We start from the raw sequence: 21726 nt of genomic DNA, 5'->3' as shown, positions 1-21726 counted from the left end.
AGGGAGATAGACAGCCATGGTGGGTCCGGACGAAATATTGCGGTTCTGGTTGGACGAATGTGGTCCGGAGGATTGGTTCAAATCCGATCCTGATTTTGACCAGGTCATACGGGATCGTTTTGGCGCGACATGGAAAGCAGCGACCGAGGGTAAGTTTGCCCTGTGGCTGACCTATCCGTCGGGCGCACTGGCCTACATCATTCTGACCGACCAGTTTCCGCGCAACATGTTCCGCGATGATGCGGCGGCCTTTTCGACAGACAAGGCGGCACTTGCCGCGGCCAAGTCGGCCATCGCCAAAGGGTGGGACATGCGCATCGATGCGCCTGCGCGCCAGTTCTTCTACATGCCGCTCGAGCATTCGGAGAACGCCTGTGATCAGGACCGTGCCGTTCGCCTGATTTGTGAGCGGATGGACGATGCGGAGTTTCTGCTGCATGCCCGCGCGCATCGCGAGGTCATTCGCCAGTTTGGCCGGTTCCCGCATCGCAATGGGGTTCTGGGGCGGGCAACCACCGCCGCCGAGCAGGCGCACCTGGACGCCGGTGGCTACGGCGAAGTGGTGCGCGGATTGCAGGCAGCCGAAGCCGCCTGAAACTTTTCCGAACGTTGAAACGTTTGTGGCGCAGGGCTTTCCCCTGCGTCAGTCGATTTGTCGCGCTTGGCTTTCGTTGTGGCTTGTCCAAAAATAGTTTAACGGTAAACTAGTTTTGATGCAGCGCTTGGCGAGGAGCTTGATATGGCAGCGAAATCCTTTGACGTGGTGATCATCGGTTCTGGTCCTGGCGGCTATGTGGCGGCCATTCGGGCCGCGCAATTGGGCCTGAGCACCTGCGTCGTGGAGCGTGAACATCTGGGCGGGATCTGCCTGAACTGGGGCTGTATTCCGACCAAGGCGATGCTCCGATCTTCCGAAGTGTTCCACCTGATGCACCGGGCCAAGGAGTTTGGCCTGAAGGCGGATGGCATCGACTACGATCTGGACGCCGTCGTTGACCGCTCGCGTAAGGTCGCGGGGCAGCTGTCAGGTGGCGTGCAGCATCTGCTGAAGAAGAACAAGGTGACGGTCATCATGGGCGAGGGGACGATCCCGTCCAAGGGCAAGGTGTCGGTCAAGACCGACAAGGGCACCGAAGAGCTGACAGCCAAGAATATCATCCTCGCCACCGGCGCGCGGGCACGCGAGTTGCCGGGGCTTGAGGCGGATGGCGAGTTGGTCTGGACCTACAAAGCGGCGCTGACGCCGACGCGGATGCCGAAAAAGCTGCTCGTAATCGGCTCGGGCGCCATCGGGATCGAATTTGCGAGCTTCTACAACACGCTGGGGGCCGACACGACCGTGGTTGAGGTGATGGACCGCGTGCTGCCCGTTGAAGACGAGGAAATCAGCGCCTTTGCCAAGAAAGCATTCGAAAAGCAGGGCATGAAGATCATGCAGAAGGCGATGGTCAAGCAATTGGACCGCGCTAAGGGCAAGGTCACGGCCCATATCGAGGTGGGCGGTAAGGTCGAGCAGCACGAATTTGACACTGTGATCTCCGCCGTGGGCATCGTCGGCAATGTCGAGGGGCTGAACCTTGAGAAGCTGGGCGTGAAGGTGGACCGCACCCACGTTGTGACAGACGAGTTCTGCCGCACCGGGGTCGAGGGTATCTTTGCCATCGGTGATATCGCGGGCGCACCTTGGCTGGCGCACAAGGCGTCCCACGAGGGCGTCATGGTGGCCGAGCTGATCGCGGGCAAGAACGACGTGCACCCGATCAAGCCGAATTCGATTGCCGGCTGCACCTATTGCCACCCGCAGGTCGCGAGTGTCGGTCTGACCGAGGCGAAGGCCAAAGAGGCAGGCTACAAGATCAAGGTCGGCAAGTTCCCGTTCATCGGCAACGGCAAAGCCATCGCTTTGGGCGAGCCCGAGGGCATGATCAAAACGGTGTTCGACGAAAAGACCGGTGAGCTGCTGGGCGCGCATATGATTGGGGCCGAAGTGACCGAACTGATCCAGGGCTATGTCGTGGGACAGGCTCTGGAGACCACGGAAGAAGACCTGATGCACGCCGTCTTCCCGCACCCGACGCTGTCGGAAATGATGCATGAAAGTGTGCTCGATGCCTATGATCGCGTGATCCACATGTAAGACGCAGGCCGCGCACATATCGCGGCCTTGCAGCCCCCCGAGTTCAAGCGTAGCCGGGGGGCATGACCGACCGCACGTCCTTCCCGCTTGTCTTCGCCCTTTGGGGCGCGGGGCTTGGTGCAGCGGGGCAATACGCCAAGATTTCCGTTATCTTTGATCAGCTTCCGGCGGTGTACCCGGATGCGGGTGCGGCGCTTGGATTCATCGTGTCTTTGGTCGGCTTCGTTGGCATCGTGCTTGGCGTCGTTGCGGGGCTGGTCGTTGCCCGCATTCGCTATCGCCGTGCGATGCTGTGGGCGCTTTGGGCCGGGGCCGCGCTGTCGCTGTTCCAGGCAACATTGCCGAGCCTGCCGTGGATGTTGGTGAGCCGCGCGCTGGAGGGCGTGTCGCACCTGGCGATGGTGGTGGCTGCGCCGACCCTGATTGCGCAGTTGAGCGCGGAGCGGCATCGCGGATTTACCCTGACGCTGTGGAGTACGTTTTTCTCTGTCGCCTTCACGCTGCTCGTGGTGCTGGGGCTGCCATTGGTTGATGCAATGGGTCTGCCCGCGCTCTTTGTCGCGCATGCCATCTGGCTGGCAGTTTTTGCCGTGATCCTTGGCTTATTCCTGCGCCCGTTGGAGGTACCGCCGGAGGGGCGGCTGACGCTTGGCGGAATTCTGCGGGATCACGTGACCATCTATGCCTCGCCCCGGATCGCTGCGCCGGGGGCAGGGTGGATGTTCTACACCTTCTGTTTTCTGGCCATCCTGACGGTGCTGCCGCCCTACATCGCGCCGGAATGGCGGGCTTGGGTCATTGGGGCGATGCCGTTGGTGTCGATTGGCGTGTCGCTCACGTTCGGGGTCTACATGCTGCGCCATATCTCGGCGGTGATGCTGGTGCAGATCGGGTTTGCGTTGTGCATCGCATCGCTGTTGTGGCTGTGGGTGGCGCCTGGTTTGCCCATCGCCTGTTTGGCACTGGCTGGTGCATTGGGGCTGGTGCAGGGCGCGAGCTTTGCCGCTGTGCCGCAGTTGAACGACACCGCCGCGCATCAATCACAGGCCTATGGCGGGCTGGCGCAGACGGGCAATCTGGGCAACACGCTGGGCACGCCTGCCTTGCTTGCGGTGCTGAGCGTGGCCGGGTTCCCAGGATTGGTGTGGACCTGCATCGTCGTCTTTTTGTGCGGGATTGCAGCCCACGCGTGGATGGCGGCGCGCCGCTCCTGACAGGTTGCGGCAGCAAGCGACATGTTCACGCCTTGTTCTAACTTTTCCGTTGGCTGTTTCGGCCATCTGACCTATGTACAACTCGTTAATCCGGGGGGCTGACATGGCCGAGCAAAAGAATATCGAGGTGCGTGGCGCGCGCGAGCACAACCTCAAGTCCATCGACGTGGATATCCCGCGCGACCAACTGGTTGTGATCACTGGGCTTTCGGGGTCGGGCAAGTCGAGCCTTGCCTTTGATACCATCTATGCCGAGGGGCAGCGCCGCTATGTGGAATCGCTGTCGGCCTATGCGCGCCAGTTCCTGGACATGATGCAGAAGCCGGATGTGGATCACATCTCGGGCCTGAGCCCCGCGATTTCGATTGAGCAGAAGACGACGTCGAAGAACCCCCGGTCGACCGTCGGCACCGTGACCGAGATCTATGACTACATGCGTCTGCTCTTTGCCCGGGTCGGCACGCCCTATTCACCGGCCACGGGCAAGCCCATCGAGGCGCAGCAGGTGCAGGATATGGTCGATCGCATCATGGCGATGGAGGAGGGGACGCGCGCCTATCTTCTGGCGCCGATCATTCGCGACCGCAAGGGCGAGTACCGCAAGGAGTTTCTGGAGCTGCGCAAGCAGGGTTTCCAGCGGGTGAAGGTGGACGGGTCGTTCTATGAGCTGGACGAGCCGCCGACGCTGGACAAGAAGTTCCGCCATGACATCGACGTGGTGGTGGACCGGATTGTGGTGCGCGAGGGGCTTGAGACGCGGTTGGCGGATTCGCTGCGCACTGCCTTGGATCTGGCGGATGGGATTGCCATTCTCGAGACCGCGCCGAGTGAGGGTGATCCGGAACGGACGACGTTTTCCGAAAAATTCGCGTGTCCTGTCAGTGGCTTCACCATTCCCGAGATTGAGCCGCGTTTGTTTTCCTTTAACGCGCCCTTTGGGGCTTGTCCGTCCTGTGACGGCTTGGGGCATGAGCTGTTCTTTGACGAACGCTTGGTCGTGCCGGATCAGAATCTGAAGGTCTATGATGGCGCCTTGGCCCCTTGGCGGAAGGGGAAGTCGCCGTATTTCCTGCAGACCATTGAGGCGATTGCGAAGCATTACGAGTTTGATCCGCAGACGAAGTGGAAGGATCTGCCCGCCCATGTGAAACAGGTGTTTCTGCACGGCTCGGGTGATGATGAGATACCATTCCGCTATGACGAAGGCGGGCGTGTCTATCAGGTGACGCGCGTGTTCGAGGGGGTGATCCCCAACATGGAGCGCCGCTATCGTGAGACGGATTCGAACTGGATCCGCGAGGAATTTGAGCGGTATCAGAACAACCGACCCTGTGGCGATTGTGGCGGGTACCGTCTGCGCCCAGAGGCACTGGCCGTGAAGATCGGGCCGCGGGATGATCCCGAAAACCTGTTGCACGTCGGGCAGGTGGTCGAGATGTCGATCCGCGAAGCCTACGCCTGGTGCCAGGAGGTGCCGAAGCATCTGACGGATCAGAACAACGAGATTGCACGGGCGATCCTGAAGGAGATCCGTGAGCGCCTTGGGTTTCTGAATAATGTGGGACTTGAGTACCTTACGATGTCACGTTCAAGTGGTACGTTGAGTGGGGGCGAAAGCCAGCGCATCCGTTTGGCGTCGCAGATTGGCTCGGGTCTGACCGGGGTGCTCTACGTGCTGGACGAGCCGTCCATCGGCCTGCACCAACGTGACAATGACCGGCTGCTCGGTACGCTCAAGAACCTGCGCGATCAGGGCAATACCGTGATCGTGGTGGAACATGACGAGGAGGCCATTCGAGAGGCAGATTACGTGTTCGATATTGGTCCGGGCGCGGGTGTGCATGGCGGGCAGGTGGTGGCCCATGGCACGCCGCCGGAGCTGGCGGCGAGCGGGTCGATCACCGGTGACTACCTGTCTGGCAAGCGCGAGATCGCGGTGCCGCTGGAGCGGCGCAAGGGCAAGAAGGGCAAGAAGAAGCTGACGGTCGTGAAGGCGACGGGGAACAACCTGCAGAACGTGACGGTCGACTTTCCGCTCGGTAAGTTTGTCTGTGTGACCGGTGTGTCGGGTGGGGGCAAGTCCACGCTCACGATTGAGACGCTTTTCAAGACCGCTTCGATGCAACTGAATGGCGCGCGCCAGACGCCTGCGCCCTGCGAGACGATCAAGGGGCTGGAGCATCTGGACAAGGTGATCGACATCGACCAGCGGCCCATCGGGCGTACGCCACGGTCGAACCCGGCGACGTATACGGGCGCTTTCACCCCGATCCGCGACTGGTTTGCCGGTCTGCCCGAAGCGAAGGCGCGCGGCTACAAGCCCGGGCGCTTCAGCTTCAACGTGAAGGGAGGGCGCTGCGAGGCGTGCCAAGGTGACGGCGTCATCAAGATCGAAATGCACTTTTTGCCGGACGTCTATGTCGAGTGCGAGACCTGCAAGGGTGCGCGCTACAATCGCGAGACGCTCGAGATCAAGTTCAAGGGTAAGTCCATCGCCGATGTGCTGGATATGACGGTCGAAGACGCGCAGGAGTTCTTCCAGGCGGTGCCGTCCATTCGCGAGAAGATGGATGCGCTGATGCGCGTGGGTCTCGGCTATATCAAGGTCGGCCAGCAGGCGACGACCCTGTCGGGGGGCGAAGCGCAGCGGGTGAAGCTGTCGAAAGAGCTGTCGAAACGGTCGACTGGCCGGACGCTCTATATTCTGGACGAGCCGACAACTGGTTTGCACTTTGAAGATGTGCGCAAGCTGTTGGAAGTGCTCCATGAATTGGTGGATCAGGGCAACTCGGTTGTCGTGATCGAACACAATCTGGACGTGGTGAAAACCGCCGACCATATCATCGATATCGGCCCCGAGGGCGGCGATGGTGGTGGCCAAGTGGTCGCGACAGGTACGCCGGAGGATGTGGCGGAGGTCGCGGAAAGCCACACTGGTCGCTACCTCAAACCGATGTTGGCACCGCGCAAGGTTGCGGCGGAGTAATTCCCTCGGCACATCTTGAATGTGAATCGGATTAACACCATCTCATCTTCACAATCACGTCAGGAGAGTGAAGATGAGACCATCTTGTTTAGCCGCCTCAGCCATGTGCGCTGTCGCGTTGACCTCCCCCGTGGCCGCGCACGAAACGGTGCATGACCTGACCGGGTTTTCAAAAATCGTTGCCTCAGATCATGTGAAGGTCGAGGTGTTTTCCGGTTCTGATTTCAGTGTTGTGTCGGATGTGTCGGGCACCGCCCGCGCGCACAAACTGGTTGTTGAGCAGGACGGCGATACGCTTGTCATTTCGCGCAAGGGGCGGTCGTCCATGATCCTCATGGGGATGGCGGATTACTACACGGTGACGGTGCACATGCCCGCATTGACCGCACTGACCGCCAAAAGTGGCGCCTATGTCGAAGCATCGGGCAGTTTTCCCGAGATATTCCAGGCTAAGACAAGCAGCGGTGCAGACGTCGATATCGACGGTTTGGAGGCGGGGAATGTCATACTGACGTCCAGTTCCGGGTCCGATATGGACGTGCGTGGAGCCTGTGGATCACTTCTGGTGGAAGCCTCGAGCGGGTCGAACATCGATGCGGAGGATTTCGAGTGCAAGGATGTCGAGGCGAAGGCATCAAGCGGCTCGGACATCGATGTTCACGTCACGGGGGCTTTGGTGGCACGCGCGTCGAGCGGGGCGGACATTGACGTGGACGGCGCTCCGGTCGATGCCAAGATCACTGAAAGCTCGGGCGGTGATGTGAGCTTGCCCAGCTCGTAAATCATCAAAAATGATGCCGAAAATGTGCTGCGGCCGTTGCCTGCGTCAACCTGTCTGACCTATCCGGCGCTTTCGGTCAGAATGCCGCATTCAATCCGGAACTGGGGCTCTTAACTCAGGCGAAACCTGAACGGAGAGCTCCATTCCATGACTTCAACAACCACACAAATACCGCCGCGCGGATCCTTTATTCGCGATGGGCTGAACGCCGTTGCCGACGTTGCCAAGACAATCACGCCGGCCCTGATCGGGACAGAGGCGCGTGTGCTTTACGCCATCCTTGTGCTGGTCACGCTGTGGGGGCTCGCCATCGCCACCTGGGGCTATCCAGCGCTGATCATCGTCGCTGTGGGCCTCGTGCCTGTGATGTTTGGCGTTCTGCTGCTGATCACGGTCGGGAAGTAGCGCTCAGCCCCGGCCACGCGCAAAGAAGCGGGGCAGCATGGCGCTGAAATCCTTGCCTTTTCCGCCTTCGTTCTCGACGAACTGCTGGTAGAGTTCCAGCGCCCGTTGGCCCATCGGTGTATCTGCGTCCACCGCCTCTGCCGCTTGCTGGCTGAGGCCCAGATCCTTGAGCATCAGCTCTGCGGCGAAGCCCGGTTGGTAGTCGTTGTCTGCCGGGCTGGTTGGTCCGACGCCGGGGGCAGGGCAGTAGGCGTTCATCGTCCACGAATAGCCCGAGGATGTGCTGACCACGTCGAACATCTTGTCCCGTGCCAGACCCAGCTTGTCGGCGAGTGCAAACGCTTCGCAGGTGGCGATCATGGTCGCACCGAGGATCATGTTGTTACAGATCTTGGCTGCTTGACCCGCACCCGCATCGCCGCAATGCACGGCCTTTTGTCCCATGATGTCGAAGAGCGGTTTGGCTGCGTCAAAGGCGGCTTGCGTGCCACCAGCCATGAAGGTGAGTGTGCCACCCGCGGCACCCCCGATCCCGCCGGAGACAGGGGCATCGACGCAGCCCAGTCCGGTCACTTCGGCCTGCGCGGCCACCGCGCGGGCGCTTTCGACATCGACAGTGGAGCAGTCGATCAGCGTGGCCCCCGCTTTCATGGCAGGGATCACGTCATTCGCCACGGCCCGCAGGATGTCGCCATTGGGCAGCATGGTGATCACGATGTCCTGGTCTGCAGCTGCTTCGGCGGCGCTTGTGGCGCTTGTCACGCCCTCTGCGGTTGTGCCCGCGACATCGAAGCCGGTCACCTCATGCCCCGCTTTGGCGAGGTTGGCAGCCATCGGCGCGCCCATGTTTCCCAATCCGATAAATCCGATCTTCATGCCTGTTCCTCCGAAGTCTAGCGCCATTTTGCCGAGTGGCATCAGCATCTTGCTGACGGCCATGGGCGGGACCGAGCCGTCGGCATATTGCCATTTCGGATTGCGGTCCTTGTCGATGATGGCCGCGCGGATCCCTTCGAGGAAGTCGCCATGTTCCATCGCGCGTGCCGTGAAGCGGTATTCGAGGTCGAGCGCTTTTTCCAGCGTGAGGGAAGGGCCGCGCAGGCGGTTGAGCGCTTCGATCGTGCAGGCCATGGCGAGCGGGCTGTTGCGGGACATGCGTTTGAGGGTGTCGCGGGCGAAATCGCTGTCTTCGCCCTTGAGCGTGGTCAGGACGTCGCCAAGGGACACGCCGTGAAAGTGGCGGTCGATGTCGGGCATCGCGGCTTGTAACGGGCCGGGGGCCGGGGAGGTTGCCGCCTTTGAGATGCAGCCCGTGTCGCCGGTTGCTTCGAGCGTGGCTATTAGGGCGGGCCAATGCGCTTCGTCCACGTAGTGATCCGCGAACCCGGCAAAGATGGCGTCGGACGCGTTCATGCGTGCCGCAGTGGTGCCAAGGTATTCGCCCAGCTGTCCCGGTGCGAGGGCCAGCATGAGCGACCCGCCCACATCGGGGACAAGGCCGATGCCACATTCCGGCATTGCAATCTGGCTGCTGTCGCCCACGACCCGGTGCGAGCCGTGGCAGCCGATGCCGACGCCGCCGCCCATGGTGAAACCCTGTAGGAAGCTGATGACCGGTTTGGGGTAGTGAAAGATCTTGTGGTTCAGGCGGTATTCGTCGGCCCAAAACTTTTGGCCATAGGCATAGTCGCCCTTGGTGCCGGTCGCGTAGAGTTCCGCAATGTCGCCGCCGGAACAGAAGGCGCGGTCGCCTTCGGCATCCAGGACAACCACTGCGACCGTGTCATCGTCGCGCCAGGTGTCCAGGGCCGCTTCGATGGCGAGGCACATCTCGTAGGTCATGGCGTTGAGCGCCTGCGGGCGCTGAAGCGTGATCCGGCCCGCGTGGCCAATGATACGGATGGAGATGTCAGTCATCGGTTCTTCAACATATCGCGCGCCACGATGACGCGCATGATTTCGTTCGTGCCTTCGAGGATCTGGTGTACCCGCAAGTCCCGTACCAGTTTTTCGATGCCGTAATCCGCCAGATAACCGTAGCCGCCGTGCAGTTGCAGGCATTGGTCGACGACTTTCGATCCGGCCTCGGTCACGAATTTCTTGGCCATGGCGCAGAACTTCGTCGCATCCGGGGCGCCGTTGTCCAGCTTCCATGCCGCCTGGCGGAGGAACGTGCGGGCGGCTTGGAGTTCGATCTCCATATCAGCAAGGCGGAATTGCAGACCTTGGAACTGGTCGATGGATTGGCCAAACGCCTTGCGTTCGCCCATATACGCCAGCGTCGCGTCGATGGCAGACTGCGCAGCCCCCAACGAACAGGCGGCGATGTTGAGGCGACCGCCATCAAGGCCCATCATCGCATATTTGAAACCAGAGCCCTCGTCACCCACCAGATTGCCGCTGGGAATGTTGCAATTGTCGAATTGCACCTGCGCTGTGGGCTGGCTTTTCCAACCCATCTTGTCCTCCAGCCCGCCGAACGACAGCCCTTCGGTTCCGTCTTCAACATAGACGGTAGAAACGCCCTTTGGCCCGTCTTCGCCCGTGCGCACCATGCAGACATACGCATCTGAATAGCCACCGCCGGAGATGAACGCCTTGGTGCCGTTCAGCGTGTAGCCTTCGTTCGTGCGATCCGCACGGGTGCGCAGGGCAGCGGCGTCCGATCCGGAGCCGGGTTCGGTCAGGCAGTAGCTGAGCACGGTGTTCATGCTCAGGATGTCGGGCATGACACGCGCTTTCAGATCGTCGTCTGCAAAACTGTCGAGCATCTTGGCGCACATGTTGTGGATCGACAGGAAGGCCGCGACCGAAGGGCAGGCCATCGACAGCGCTTCGAACACGAGCGTGGCATCCAGACGGGACAGGCCCGCGCCGCCAGCATCCTCGGAGACATAGAGCGAGGCAAACCCCAGCTCACCCACTTTGGGCCACAGGTCTTTGGGGATCGTGCCGGCCGCTTCCCAGTCCCGGGCGTGGGGCGCAATTTCGGATTGGCCGAATGCGTGCGCCATGTCGAAGATTGCTGTTTGCTCTTCGGTCAGTGCGAAGTCCATGGTTCCTCCCGTCTTGCGACGCCTTGAATTGAACGCACGTTAAATTCCGATGTTTGCAGGACTATTGCAAGGCCCGTCGCCCGGTCGCTGGCATCAGCAATGTGTCCACCGTTTCGTCCGTCTCACCCAGCAGGGTCAGCGCTTCGATCTCGGAGTCCTGAACAATGGGGACAACGGCATGCACGTCATTCCAAGACTTGAAGAAAAGCGATGCCAATTCCTGACTGATTGCAGTGGGGGCGATGTAGACAACAAGCGATTGTGTGCCGGAACTCGTAAAGCGCCCGGCCTTCGCGGCCTGCATTGTCATGAAGCGGACATAGTCCTTTTCATAGCCGGTGACTGCGCTGAAATCGACCAACTGCTTTTGCCCGGCGGCGTAGTGCGGATGGCTTACATAGGCGCGCGTGGCGCGCATCGTGTCTTCGATGGCCACATGGCCGGTGTACCGAACCACGACAAGGCCGCGGTCCGGCAAAATACGGAACTGAACTGGCATTTTACTCCATAACGGGTATTGAAAACTCTCCACCTTCCTTGATGCCTGAAGGCCAGCGCGCCGTCACTGTTTTTGTGCGCGTGTAGAACTTGAACGCATCAGGACCGTGTTGGTTCAGATCACCGAAAACTGATTTCTTCCAGCCGCCGAAGGTGTGGTATGCGAGCGGGACGGGGATCGGCACGTTGATCCCCACCATGCCGATGTTGATCCGGTTGGCAAAGTCGCGGGCCGTGTCGCCGTCGCGGGTGAAGATGGCGGTGCCGTTGCCATATTCGTGGTCCATTGCGAGGCCAATGGCTTCTTCATAGGTTTGCGCGCGGACGGTGGACAGGACGGGGCCGAAAATCTCGGTTTTGTAGATGTCCATATCCTTGGTCACCTTGTCGAAAAGGTGCGGCCCGACGAAATAGCCGTCCTCATAGCCCTGCAACTTGAAGTCACGCCCATCGACCACCAGTTCGGCGCCCTGATCGACGCCGGTTTCCACCAGCCGTTCGATGTTCGCTTTGGCCGCGGCGGTGACAACAGGACCGTAGTCGACATCATTTCCGGCAGTGTAGGGACCCACCTTCAGTTTTTCGATGCGCGGCACCAGCTTTTCAATCAGCCGGTCGGCGGTGTCGTCGCCCACGGGTACTGCGACAGAGATCGCCATGCAGCGTTCACCCGCAGCGCCATAGCCGGCGCCCACCAGCGCATCCGCGGCCTGGTCCATGTCGGCATCCGGCATGACGATCATGTGGTTCTTGGCGCCGCCAAAGCACTGCACCCGTTTGCCGTTCGCGCAGCCGGTGGCGTAGATGTATTCGGCGATGGGGGTCGAGCCGACAAAGCCGATGGATTGGACCACGTCGTGGTGCAGCAGCGCATCCACCGCTTCCTTGTCACCATTCACGACCTGCAGGATGCCCTTGGGCAGGCCTGCTTCCGCCATCAGTTCCGCCAGCATCAGCGGGACCGATGGGTCGCGTTCCGACGGCTTGAGGATAAAGGCGTTGCCGCAGGCAATGGCGGGGGCAAACATCCACATCGGGATCATGGCTGGAAAGTTGAAGGGCGTGATGCCCGCGGTCACCCCCAGCGGCTGCCGCATCGAATACATGTCGATGCCGGGGCCCGCGCTGTCCGTGTATTCGCCCTTCAGCAGGTGCGGTGCACCGATGCAGTATTCAACAACCTCGAGGCCCCGCTGCACGTCACCGGCCGCATCGGGCAGCGTCTTGCCGTGTTCACGGCTCAGCGCTTCGGCCAGCTTGTCCATGTCGCGGTTCAAGAGGTCCACAAACTTCATCAGAACACGCGCGCGGCGCTGCGGGTTGGTGGCGGCCCAGGCCGGTTGGGCCTTGGCCGCGATCTCGACCGCCATGGCGACGTCTTCGGTGGAGGCGAGCGGCACCTTGGCCTGCACCTCGCCTGTGGCTGGGTTCATCACGTCGGCGAAACGGCCCGACGTGCCGCTGACATGGGCGCCGTCGATGTAGTGGGAAAGCTCTTGCATCGGATCCTCCTGATCGTTGTTGGGCGCAGGATAGTCTTGCAAAATACCGTGTAAAAGGGGCAGTTGGGCAAAACGGTTCTGCATTTTTGCATGATGGAGGAGCGATGCTGCCGCATTGGGATGATCTGCGCCTGTTTCTCGCAGTCGCGCGGGCCGAGACGCTGTCGACCGCGGCCAAAGCGGTGCGCAAGGATGCTGCCACGCTCGGGCGGCGGGTGGCGCGGCTCGAGCGGGATCTGGATGTCGTTTTGTTCCGCAAGTCTCCGCAAGGGTACGCATTGACCGAAGCGGGGGTGCGGTTGCGCGACAGGGCCGAGGCGGCCGAGATCGCAATGCGTGCCGCCACCGAGGGGATCAGCGGGGCAGGGCAGGCAGAGGTGGATGCGGGGTTGACCGGGCAGGTCCGGATCGGTGCGCCCGACGGCTGTGCCAATTACGTGCTGCCGCAGGTGTGTGCCGCGCTCGCGGACGCGCATCCGAGCCTCGACATCCAGATTGTCGCCTTGCCGCGTGTGTTCAACCTCTCCCGGCGGGAGGCGGACCTGGCAATCGGGGTGAGCGCACCCACAGCCGGGCAATTGACCGTGCAGCGCATGACAGACTACCGACTGCATTTCGCAGCGAGCGAGACATACCTCGAACAGGCGCCGCCGTTGAATGGGCTGGAGGATCTGCAGCATCACCGGGTCGTGGGCTACATCCCCGATATGATCTTTGACCGCGAGCTGGACTATCTGGCCGACGCCGGGGTGGCGCGGGTTGCACTCGCTTCGAACTCGGTTGCGGTCCAGTTGAACATACTGCGGCAGGGCGGTGGGATAGGCGTTGTCCACGACTTTGCATTGCCGTTTGCCCCTGGTGTGCGCCGCGTTTTGGACGGGGTATTTTCGTTGTCACGCAGCTTTTACCTGATCCGGCACCAGTCAGATACGCGGGATGCGCGGCTCAACCGTGTTGCCGAGTTGCTTGTCCAAGCTGTGCGGGCTGAAGTTGGACGATTGGAAGGAAGTCTTTAACACGAAATCAGATGCTTACAGGTCGAAATTCATGTTTCTGTCTGGTCTGGACGCCCGCGCTATTCCGCACAATTTCAACTGGCGGTAGATTGCCGCAGGCTCTTCATACTCTTGACAGATGGCCTGTCCGCGGCGGACGCTGGGTTACAGCCCAGAGTTGCGAGGTCCGAAGACATGCTTGTGCACCAGATTCTCAAGTTAAAATCAGATGATGCCGTTGTCACCGTCCCGCCCGGTACGAAAGTGTCGGAAGCGGCGAAGATCTTGGCCGAGCGCAAGATCGGTACGGTTGTGGTGTCGGCAAATGCGCAAACGGCCGATGGTATCCTGTCCGAGCGTGATATCGTGCGGGTCCTGGCGCAGAAGGGCGGCTCGGTCCTGTCGGATGCGGTCGACGCGCATATGACAACACAGCTCGTTACATGCGGGCGCAACGACGATGCCGATGCGGTACTGTCCACCATGACGGAACGCCGGTTTCGCCACATGCCTGTGGTCGAGGATGGCCAGCTTGTCGGTCTGATCACCATCGGAGACGTCGTGAAGGCGCGGCTGACCGAGCTTGCGATGGAGAAGGATGCCCTGCAAGGCATGATCATGGGTCACTGACCACACGCGCGCGTCCTGTCGGGTTGCAATCGCGGGCGCGAAATGCTGCATTGCGGCCAAGACGACTGACGGAGCCGCCCCATGCGCATCGGCCTATACCCTGGCACCTTTGATCCCATCACGCTGGGGCATATCGACATCATCAGACGGGCGAGCCCGATGGTGGATCGCCTGGTCATCGGCGTGGCCATCAACCGGGACAAGGGACCGCTCTTTTCACTGGAAGAGCGCGTTGCCATGATCGAAGCCGAATGCGCCAAGCTGAGCGCACAGACGGGCACCGAGATTGTCGCGCACCCCTTTGAAAACCTGCTGATCGACTGCGCCCGCGATGTAGGTGCGCAGTTCATCTTCCGTGGGCTGCGGGCTGTGGCTGACTTTGAATACGAATTCCAGATGGTCGGTATGAACCGCCGGTTGGATGACAGCATCGAAACGGTCTTCCTGATGGCCGAAGCAGAGCATCAGGCGATTGCGTCGAAGCTGGTGAAGGAGATTGCCCGGTTGGGCGGTGACGTCAGTGAATTCGTGACGCCGCTGGTGAATGACGCTTTGAAAGAGCGGTTCGCCTGAAGTCTTCAGGCGTGCGCCAGATCCCGTAAAACCTCTGCTGTGGCTGGCATACGGGCCAGGGTTGCGTCGATCCGTTGCCGCCAGCGGGGGCCGCGATCGAGCGCATCCTCATATGCCTCGCGCAGATCGTCCGGTCTGTCCTGAGCCAAAACGTCAATCAGAAACTCTGCCTGCGCGCGGTCCTTACGCGCCTTGAACTGGTCCGGCCCGTCGCGGCGGCGGTCCGCCACGATCAGCTTGTGAATGGCGTATTTCTCGGGGCGGGGCACTTGCACCAGAATGCCCGACCGGTAGAGCGCAATCGCGTGAATAGGGTCTGAAATCAGGTAGTTGAGGTAGTTCAGCGCTTGTGCGCTAACACCCAGCGCGGGCAGCGCCTTGACCGTTTCGTCGCCGAAGGCGGGGGTCAGGAACTCGACCATGGCTGTGCCGTGGCTTTGCCGCCAGCGCCAGACCTGCGTGTCCGTCACACCGGGCACCGGGTCGAATTTCAGCGCGCTCAGGATGTCGTTCGGCTGTGCTTCGACACGATCGTCAAGCGCGACGGACAGTCGTTCGAAACTGGCAAAGTCGATGTCGCCGGTTTGCGCCAATTCATCCGTGTCAAAGCGCACGCCCAGCTCGCCCTGGTAGAGCGCATAGGCGCCCGTTCCGATCATCGTACCGCCCAGACGGAACAGGCCCGCCCGCGCAAAGGCGCCCAGAAGGGACCCGGTGTCGCGATCGGTGGTGATGAACCCCTCGGCCCGCAGCATCCGGGCGAGCCGGGCCATGGACTTTTTCCGCGTGTCGGCTTCGGCCTTCAGCGCAGCGGCGCGGTCCAGACGTGCGCGCAGCTCGGGCGTGTCCTCGCCCAGATAGCGCGCTTTCATCTCGGTCCCGAGGCGGAAGCGATCATAGAGATAGGTGCGCCCGTTACGGGTGCGCGCCTCAACGCTGCCGACCAAATCGGCGGCGCGGTCGTCGAGATGCAGGCGCAGCAGGTCCTGATACGCAACCTGTGCTGCGCGGGAATGAGACAGGATAAGCATGTGCATCAAATATATTTTTGCTGCACATATCGCAAGTATGCAGCAGAAAATTAATTGATGCACATAGTGGCGCGCAAAGAAAAAGGGCGCCTGAACAGACGCCCTTTCGCAACGATTTCAATCGGTCAGAGGTATTTGCCCATCTCGACCGCCGTGTCGGCCATCCGATTGGAAAATCCCCACTCATTGTCGTACCACGACAGGATACGGACCATGTTGCCATCCATCACCTTGGTCTGGTCGGTGGCAAAAATCGACGAGTGCGGGTCGTGGTTGAAGTCCATCGACACCAGCTTGGCGTCCGTCACACCCAGCACGCCCTTGAGCGGGCCCGATGCCGCCGCCTCGGTCATCGCTGCGTTGATCTGTTCGACGGTGACATCGCCATCCACTTCGACCGTCAGGTCCACACAGGACACGTTAGGCGTGGGCACGCGGATGGCGACACCATCGAGCTTACCGTTCAGTTCCGGCATCACTAGGCCCACGGCCTTGGCCGCGCCGGTTGACGTTGGGATCATGCTCATCGCGGCAGCGCGCGCGCGATAGAGATCCTTGTGCATCGTATCCAGCGTGGGCTGGTCGCCCGTGTAGCTGTGTACGGTCGTCATAAAGCCGCGCTTGATGCCGAATTGGTCCTGCAGCACCTTGGCAACGGGCGTCAGGCAGTTCGTGGTGCAGGAGGCGTTGGACACAACCACATCATCGCCGGTCAGCGCGTCATGGTTCACACCATACACAATCGTCTTGTCCGCATTCTTGCCGGGGGCGGAGATCAGCACGCGGCTGGACCCGTTTTCCAGATGCGCCTGGCACGCCTCTTTCGAGGTGAAGATACCGGTGCATTCCATCACGATGTCCACATCGCTCCATGGCAGGTCCGCCGGGTTGCGCTCTGCCGTGACCTTGATGGGCCCGTGGCCCACGTCGATGCTGTCGCCTGAGACATTCACCTGAGCAGGGAAGCGGCCATGCACGCTGTCATATTGCAGCAAATGCGCGTTGGTCTCGACCGGGCCGAGGTCGTTGATCGCGACCACCTCGACATCTGTCCGACCGCTTTCGACGATCGCGCGCAGCACGTTGCGCCCGATGCGCCCGAAGCCGTTGATTGCTACTTTGATGGCCATGGTGTCCCCCATGTCTGGTGTCAGAATGCTGTCTGAACGCGGCCCCGAGGGTCGAGGTTGCGCCGTTACCGCTAACAACGGCAAAGCAGCGCAATTGTCAACCGGCGATGCGGGTCAAACCCGTGCAGCATGTCAGGCGGGCATCAGCGCCAGAAGGCGATCCATTCCAGGAGTTCTGCAAATTTCTTGCCAAGGAAAATGAGGTGTTCCATCCCGTAGAGCATCACGTCCGCTGTAATTGCGCCGATGATCAGCAGGGCAAGGACAATGGCAATGCGGTTCGTCATCAGGAGTGGGTCACAAAAGAAAAGGGCAGGGCCGTTGTGACAGCCCCGCCCTTTGCTTGCAAGTTGTGACGTGGATCAGGTCAGCCGGCCCATCGCAACGGCGACGTCTGCCATGCGGACCGAGAATGCCCACTCATTGTCGTACCAGGCCAGCACACGCACCAGACGGTTGCCCACGACCTTGGTCTGGTCCGGGGCAAAGATCGACGAGTGTTCAGTATGATTGAAATCGATGCTGACCTTCTGTTCGTCATCATAAGCCAGCACGCGACCCATGGGGCCGGCGGCGGCTTCGGCCACGACGGCGTTGACCTCTTCTGCGGTCACGTCGCGCGCCGCCTCAAACGTCAGGTCCACGGCGCTCACGTTCGGGGTGGGTACGCGCATGGCGGTACCGTCAAGCTTGCCCGCGAGGTTGGGCAGCACTTCTCCAAGCGCCTTGGCCGCCCCGGTCGAGGTCGGAATCATCGCCATGGCGGCCGCGCGCGCGCGGTAGAGGTCATTGTGGCGGCGATCCAGCGTCGGCTGGTCACCGGTGTAGCTGTGGATGGTGGTCATCACGCCGCGTTCGATGCCGATGGCGCGATCCATCACTTTGGCCAGCGGGGCGAGGCAGTTCGTCGTGCACGACCCGTTCGAGATCATGCGGTCATTCGCAGCAAGCTGTTCGTCGTTCACGCCGAAGACAACCGTCTTGTCCACGTTCTTGCCGGGGGCCGACAGCAGGACTTTCTTGGCGCCACGCTCGAAATGGACCTTGGCTTTTTCGCCATCGTTGAACTTGCCGGTGCATTCCAGCACCACGTCAACGCCGGTCCAGTCCAGCTCGTTCATGTCGTAGGTCGACATCATGCGGATGGGGCCACGGCCCAGATCCATTGTGTCGTTGGTCAGTTTTACTTCGTTCGGGAACCGGCCATGCACGCTGTCATATTTGATCAGGTGGGCTGCAGTCTCAAGAGGGCCAGTGGCATTCACGGCGACGACGTCGATGTCGTTGCGCAGCGATGTGGCGATGTGGCTGAGTGTGCAACGCCCAATGCGTCCAAACCCGTTAATTCCGACTTTGATGGTCATGGTCCCGGTTGTCCTTCCGCTGGGGCAGTTAAACTTGTGCCCGCTAGATAGCCGCCGCACCGCAGCGTGAGAAGGGGGAAATGGGCAGAAAATCAGTGTGTTAGCGATAAACGTGTTCCATCGTATGCAGTTCGCGCTAACAGTATGCGGAACGTTTGGGCTGTGTTATGCGCTAACGTAACAACACGATGAAGGGACAGGCGGTATGAGCGGACTTTTGGCGCTTTTGGATGACGTTGCGGGAATCGCCAAAGTGGCCGCCGCATCAGTCGATGATGTGATCGGACAAGCGGCCAAGGCCGGGTCCAAGGCGGCGGGGGCCGTGATCGACGATGCTGCAGTGACACCGAAATATGTGTCCGGGTTTTCGGCGGATCGTGAACTGCCGATCATCTGGCGCATCGCCAAAGGGTCGCTCAAGAACAAGCTTGTTTTCCTATTGCCCATCGGACTGGCCTTGTCCGCCTTTGCGCCCTGGGCGATCCCACCGCTGCTAATGCTGGGCGGCTCTTATCTCTGCTTTGAAGGCGCAGAGAAGGTGGCGCATGTCATGGGATGGGGCCACGGGCACGAGGATTACGAGGGTAAGGAAACCGAGATCGAAGATCCCGCGCACTTGGAAGAACAGAAGGCGCAGGGCGCAATCAAGACCGACTTCATTTTGTCCGCCGAAATCATGACGATTGCGCTGGCTGCGATTCCAGAAAGCAATTTCTGGATGGAGGCGGCAACGCTTGCTGCCGTGGCCGTGATGATTACGGTCGCCGTTTACGGTTCGGTGGCGCTGATCGTCAAAGCGGATGATGTGGGTCTGGCCATGGCACAGCGCGGCGGCATCGGTCTGATCAGAGCGTTGGGGCGCGGCATCGTCAAGGTGATGCCGGGCTTCATGAAGACCCTGACCATCGTCGGTACCGCAGCGATGCTATGGGTGGGCGGAGAGATTATCGTCCATGGGCTTGCCCAGATGGGATGGCACGGGCCCGAAGACGTTGTGTATGGCATCGCCAAGGCCGTGGGTGGAGACGCCGCAGCCGCTGTCTGGGGCGTCAAGGCACTGCTTCACGGGCTTTTCGGGCTGGCTTGGGGCTTTGTGCTGATCCCGATCGGGGAAAAGATGATTACGCCTATCTGGCGTGCAGTGGCGCCGAAGGCGATCTGATGGCGCACCGTTTACTTACAAAGAAAACGGACCGGAATTTTTGAAAAATTCCGGTCCCCTTGCCGGTCATGGCGCTACAGGAGCGCCTTCGCTTTTTCGACCGCAGCCTCTGCTGTGATTCCGAACTTTTCGAACAGCACACCCGCCGGGGCAGAGGCGCCGAAGTCGTCCATACCCACGAAATCGGCCTTGTTCGCCTTGCCGCGCTCGCCCAGCAGCCAGCGGTCCCAGCCTTGGCGCACAGCGGCTTCGATACCAACGCGGACAGGACCGGCAGGCAGCACCTTGCGGCGGTAGCTTTCATCCTGCTGCGCAAAGAGCTCCATGCAGGGTATCGACACGACCCGCGTGCCAATCCCGGCCTCTTGCAGTTTCGCGCGGGCGTCCATTGCAACCGACACTTCGGAACCGGAGGCGATCAGGATCACCTGACGTTTGCCCTCGGCCTCGGCCAGAACATAGGCGCCCTGTGCGGTCATGTTCTTCAGCTTGTGGTCGGTGCGCACGGTGGGCAGGCCCTGACGGGTCAGGGATAGAACCGACGGCGTTTCGGTCGACGACAGCGCCAGTTCCCAGCTTTCCGCCGTCTCGACGGCGTCCGCAGGGCGGAACACCATCGTGTTTGGTGTCGCGCGGCTGATCGCCAGATGCTCGACCGGCTGGTGGGTTGGGCCATCTTCGCCCAGACCGATGCTGTCGTGGGTCATGACAAAGACCGTGGGGACCTTCATCAAAGCCGCCAACCGCATTGCGGGGCGGGCATAGTCGGTAAAGCACATGAACGTCCCACCATAGGGGCGCAGACCGCCATGCAAGGCCATGCCGTTCATGGCGGCGGCCATACCGTGCTCGCGAATGCCCCAATAGATATAGCGGCCTGACCGGTTGTCGGTGTCGAACACGCCCAAATCACCGGTTTTTGTGTTGTTCGAGCCTGTCAGGTCCGCCGAACCGCCCACGGTTTCGGGCATGATCGGGTTGATGACTTCCAGCGCTTTCTCCGATGCGGCGCGCGTGGCCAACTTGGGCGCGCTTTCCGACATCTGCTTCTTGAACGCCTTGACGGTCGCCGACAGCTTCTTGGGCACTTCACGGGCGAGGGTACGATTGAACAGCGCCTGCTTGGCGCCGGAGATAGAGGCAAAGCGCTCCTCCCAAGCCTTGCGGTCGTCTGCGCCGCGTGTGCCGATGGCCTCCCATGCGGATTTGACGTCTGCAGGCACGTCGAACGGACCTGTGGTCCAGCCATAGGCAGACTTGGCGTCCGCCATCTGGTCGGCATCGGTCAGCGCGCCGTGACCCTTGGACGTGTCCTGCGCCGCGTGACCCAGCGCGATGTGGGTCTTGCAGGCAATCATCGTTGGCTTTTTCTGCGACTTCGCCTTGGTGATAGCGGCGTCGATTGCCTCGGGATCGTGGCCGTCAATCTCGATCACCGCCCAACCAGCGGACTTGAAGCGCATCGGCTGATCGGTCGTATCGGCCAGCGTCACGGGGCCATCAATGGTGATGTTGTTGTTGTCCCAGAAGACAATCAGCTTGCCCAATTGGTGACGGCCTGCAAGCGTGATCGCTTCCTGGCTGACGCCCTCCATCAGGCAGCCGTCGCCCGCGATGACATAGGTGTAGTGATCGACGACCTTCTTGCCGTATTGCGCGCGCAGGATCTCCTCGGCCATCGCAAAGCCCACAGCGTTCGAAATGCCCTGACCCAGCGGGCCGGTCGTGGTCTCGATCCCCTTGGCATGACCATATTCAGGGTGGCCAGCAGTGATGGATCCCCACTGGCGGAAGTTCTTGACCTGCTCCAGCGTCATGTCCTCGTAACCGGTCAGGTGCAGCAGGGAGTAGAGCAGCATGGAGCCGTGACCTGCCGACAGGATGAACCGGTCGCGGTCGGGCCAATCGGGTGCCTTGGCGTCGAACTTCAGGTGCTTTTCAAACAGGACGGTCGCGACATCTGCCATTCCCATCGGCATGCCGGAGTGGCCGGAATTGGCTGCAGCCACGGCATCAAGGGTCAGGGCGCGGATGGCTGTGGCCTTGGACCAGTGGTCGGGATGGGCGGTGCGAAGGGCGGTAAGATCCAGGGGCATGATCGTCCTTTGGAATATGGGTTTGGGGCTGCATATCAGGCAAAGACCAAAGATCAAGCCGGTCCGTTCCGGCAAAAACGCGCGCATGGGCGTCGGCGGCGATGTGCGACTTCAAGGCCGCCTGCCAAGTCGTTGATCGCAAAGGGGGGCGCATTTCAGAACCGCT

Annotated in this window: 19 protein-coding genes and 1 pseudogene; 10 read left to right on the top strand and 10 right to left on the bottom strand. The window is 61.0% G+C overall.

Annotated features, from left to right (window positions below; genetic code table 11):
• Positions 1-16 precede the first annotated feature (16 nt).
• The 6 genes from KUV51_RS08015 (at position 17) to KUV51_RS07990 (ending at position 7523) form a co-directional block, all read left to right on the top strand.
• Positions 17-595 carry a DUF924 family protein gene (locus KUV51_RS08015; protein ID WP_222521012.1) on the top strand — a complete coding sequence of 193 codons (579 nt, stop codon included), beginning with the start codon at positions 17-19 and terminating at the stop codon, positions 593-595.
• 144 nt (positions 596-739) lie between these two features.
• Positions 740-2137: a dihydrolipoyl dehydrogenase gene (lpdA, locus tag KUV51_RS08010; protein ID WP_222521011.1), complete on the top strand. Its 1398-nt coding sequence runs from the start codon at positions 740-742 to the stop codon at positions 2135-2137.
• A 62-nt stretch (positions 2138-2199) separates the two neighbouring features.
• Entirely contained in the window at positions 2200-3351 is a 1152-nt protein-coding gene (locus KUV51_RS08005; RefSeq protein ID WP_222521010.1) for an MFS transporter, read from the top strand.
• Between the two features lie 103 nt (positions 3352-3454).
• Positions 3455-6337: an excinuclease ABC subunit UvrA gene (gene uvrA / locus KUV51_RS08000; RefSeq protein WP_222521009.1), complete on the top strand. Its 2883-nt coding sequence runs from the start codon at positions 3455-3457 to the stop codon at positions 6335-6337.
• Between the two features lie 73 nt (positions 6338-6410).
• Positions 6411-7118: a GIN domain-containing protein gene (locus tag KUV51_RS07995; protein ID WP_222521008.1), complete on the top strand. Its 708-nt coding sequence runs from the start codon at positions 6411-6413 to the stop codon at positions 7116-7118.
• A gap of 147 nt (positions 7119-7265) precedes the next feature.
• Positions 7266-7523: a hypothetical protein gene (locus KUV51_RS07990; RefSeq protein ID WP_222521007.1), complete on the top strand. Its 258-nt coding sequence runs from the start codon at positions 7266-7268 to the stop codon at positions 7521-7523.
• Between the two features lie 3 nt (positions 7524-7526).
• On the opposite strand, the gene mmsB is transcribed toward KUV51_RS07990, so the two are convergent.
• From mmsB to KUV51_RS07970, 5 genes and pseudogenes are all read right to left on the bottom strand, one after another.
• Positions 7527-8399, bottom strand: a complete 873-nt coding sequence (gene mmsB / locus KUV51_RS22255) for a 3-hydroxyisobutyrate dehydrogenase (protein WP_315898809.1) — start codon at positions 8397-8399, stop codon at positions 7527-7529.
• Positions 8400-8495: 96 nt separating this feature from the next.
• Positions 8496-9440, bottom strand: a pseudogene (locus KUV51_RS22250) (enoyl-CoA hydratase/isomerase family protein); the annotation flags it as partial.
• Positions 9437-10579 carry an acyl-CoA dehydrogenase family protein gene (locus KUV51_RS07980; RefSeq protein WP_222521005.1) on the bottom strand — a complete coding sequence of 381 codons (1143 nt, stop codon included), beginning with the start codon at positions 10577-10579 and terminating at the stop codon, positions 9437-9439. The pseudogene KUV51_RS22250 and the gene KUV51_RS07980, both read right to left, overlap by 4 nt.
• A gap of 61 nt (positions 10580-10640) precedes the next feature.
• Entirely contained in the window at positions 10641-11078 is a 438-nt protein-coding gene (locus KUV51_RS07975) for a hypothetical protein (protein WP_222521004.1), read from the bottom strand.
• Position 11079: 1 nt separating this feature from the next.
• A complete protein-coding gene (locus tag KUV51_RS07970; RefSeq protein WP_222521003.1) occupies positions 11080-12579 on the bottom strand; it encodes a CoA-acylating methylmalonate-semialdehyde dehydrogenase in 1500 nt (499 codons plus the stop codon).
• Between the two features lie 104 nt (positions 12580-12683).
• Here KUV51_RS07970 and KUV51_RS07965 point away from each other — a divergent pair, with 104 nt between their 5' ends.
• The 3 genes from KUV51_RS07965 (at position 12684) to coaD (ending at position 14777) form a co-directional block, all read left to right on the top strand.
• Complete coding sequence (locus tag KUV51_RS07965; protein WP_222521002.1) at positions 12684-13595, top strand: LysR family transcriptional regulator; 912 nt, start codon at positions 12684-12686, stop codon at positions 13593-13595.
• A 174-nt stretch (positions 13596-13769) separates the two neighbouring features.
• On the top strand, positions 13770-14204 hold the full coding sequence (locus KUV51_RS07960) for a CBS domain-containing protein (RefSeq protein WP_222521001.1): 435 nt from the start codon (positions 13770-13772) through the stop codon (positions 14202-14204).
• Positions 14205-14285: 81 nt separating this feature from the next.
• The gene (coaD, locus tag KUV51_RS07955) at positions 14286-14777 is read left to right on the top strand and encodes a pantetheine-phosphate adenylyltransferase (protein WP_222521000.1); all 492 of its coding nucleotides are present in this window, start codon (positions 14286-14288) and stop codon (positions 14775-14777) included.
• A 5-nt stretch (positions 14778-14782) separates the two neighbouring features.
• Here coaD and KUV51_RS07950 read toward each other — a convergent pair whose 3' ends face one another.
• The 4 genes from KUV51_RS07950 to gap (KUV51_RS07935) form a co-directional block, all read right to left on the bottom strand.
• A complete protein-coding gene (locus KUV51_RS07950) occupies positions 14783-15808 on the bottom strand; it encodes a GSU2403 family nucleotidyltransferase fold protein (RefSeq protein ID WP_222520999.1) in 1026 nt (341 codons plus the stop codon).
• A gap of 125 nt (positions 15809-15933) precedes the next feature.
• Positions 15934-16938: a type I glyceraldehyde-3-phosphate dehydrogenase gene (gap, locus tag KUV51_RS07945; RefSeq protein WP_222520998.1), complete on the bottom strand. Its 1005-nt coding sequence runs from the start codon at positions 16936-16938 to the stop codon at positions 15934-15936.
• A 143-nt stretch (positions 16939-17081) separates the two neighbouring features.
• Positions 17082-17225 (bottom strand): hypothetical protein, encoded by a 144-nt coding sequence (locus KUV51_RS07940; protein WP_222520997.1) that lies wholly within the window; start codon positions 17223-17225, stop codon positions 17082-17084.
• A gap of 75 nt (positions 17226-17300) precedes the next feature.
• Positions 17301-18302 (bottom strand): type I glyceraldehyde-3-phosphate dehydrogenase, encoded by a 1002-nt coding sequence (gap, locus tag KUV51_RS07935; protein WP_222520996.1) that lies wholly within the window; start codon positions 18300-18302, stop codon positions 17301-17303.
• 205 nt (positions 18303-18507) lie between these two features.
• On the opposite strand from gap (KUV51_RS07935), the gene KUV51_RS07930 reads away from it, so the two are divergent.
• Positions 18508-19464: a DUF808 domain-containing protein gene (locus KUV51_RS07930; protein WP_222520995.1), complete on the top strand. Its 957-nt coding sequence runs from the start codon at positions 18508-18510 to the stop codon at positions 19462-19464.
• A gap of 74 nt (positions 19465-19538) precedes the next feature.
• On the opposite strand, the gene tkt is transcribed toward KUV51_RS07930, so the two are convergent.
• Positions 19539-21554, bottom strand: a complete 2016-nt coding sequence (gene tkt, locus KUV51_RS07925; RefSeq protein ID WP_222521293.1) for a transketolase — start codon at positions 21552-21554, stop codon at positions 19539-19541.
• Positions 21555-21726: the final 172 nt, after the last annotated feature.

It is taken from the genome of Tateyamaria omphalii, assembly GCF_019802125.1.
In the GTDB taxonomy this organism is placed as follows: Bacteria; Pseudomonadota; Alphaproteobacteria; order Rhodobacterales; family Rhodobacteraceae; genus Tateyamaria; species Tateyamaria omphalii_B.
This window is presented reverse-complemented; position numbering and strand designations above follow the sequence as displayed.

Bases quoted from the DNA above. Each gene is read 5' to 3' on its own strand.
- KUV51_RS08015 (WP_222521012.1), top strand. From the start codon at position 17: ATGGTGGGTCCGGACGAAATATTGCGGTTCTGGTTGGACGAATGTGGT.
- lpdA (WP_222521011.1), top strand. From the start codon at position 740: ATGGCAGCGAAATCCTTTGACGTGGTGATCATCGGTTCTGGTCCTGGC.
- KUV51_RS08005 (WP_222521010.1), top strand. From the start codon at position 2,200: ATGACCGACCGCACGTCCTTCCCGCTTGTCTTCGCCCTTTGGGGCGCG.
- uvrA (WP_222521009.1), top strand. From the start codon at position 3,455: ATGGCCGAGCAAAAGAATATCGAGGTGCGTGGCGCGCGCGAGCACAAC.
- KUV51_RS07995 (WP_222521008.1), top strand. From the start codon at position 6,411: ATGAGACCATCTTGTTTAGCCGCCTCAGCCATGTGCGCTGTCGCGTTG.
- KUV51_RS07990 (WP_222521007.1), top strand. From the start codon at position 7,266: ATGACTTCAACAACCACACAAATACCGCCGCGCGGATCCTTTATTCGC.
- mmsB (WP_315898809.1), bottom strand. From the start codon at position 8,399: ATGAAGATCGGATTTATCGGATTGGGAAACATGGGCGCGCCGATGGCT.
- KUV51_RS07980 (WP_222521005.1), bottom strand. From the start codon at position 10,579: ATGGACTTCGCACTGACCGAAGAGCAAACAGCAATCTTCGACATGGCG.
- KUV51_RS07975 (WP_222521004.1), bottom strand. From the start codon at position 11,078: ATGCCAGTTCAGTTCCGTATTTTGCCGGACCGCGGCCTTGTCGTGGTT.
- KUV51_RS07970 (WP_222521003.1), bottom strand. From the start codon at position 12,579: ATGCAAGAGCTTTCCCACTACATCGACGGCGCCCATGTCAGCGGCACG.
- KUV51_RS07965 (WP_222521002.1), top strand. From the start codon at position 12,684: ATGCTGCCGCATTGGGATGATCTGCGCCTGTTTCTCGCAGTCGCGCGG.
- KUV51_RS07960 (WP_222521001.1), top strand. From the start codon at position 13,770: ATGCTTGTGCACCAGATTCTCAAGTTAAAATCAGATGATGCCGTTGTC.
- coaD (WP_222521000.1), top strand. From the start codon at position 14,286: ATGCGCATCGGCCTATACCCTGGCACCTTTGATCCCATCACGCTGGGG.
- KUV51_RS07950 (WP_222520999.1), bottom strand. From the start codon at position 15,808: ATGCTTATCCTGTCTCATTCCCGCGCAGCACAGGTTGCGTATCAGGAC.
- gap (WP_222520998.1), bottom strand. From the start codon at position 16,938: ATGGCCATCAAAGTAGCAATCAACGGCTTCGGGCGCATCGGGCGCAAC.
- KUV51_RS07940 (WP_222520997.1), bottom strand. From the start codon at position 17,225: ATGACGAACCGCATTGCCATTGTCCTTGCCCTGCTGATCATCGGCGCA.
- gap (WP_222520996.1), bottom strand. From the start codon at position 18,302: ATGACCATCAAAGTCGGAATTAACGGGTTTGGACGCATTGGGCGTTGC.
- KUV51_RS07930 (WP_222520995.1), top strand. From the start codon at position 18,508: ATGAGCGGACTTTTGGCGCTTTTGGATGACGTTGCGGGAATCGCCAAA.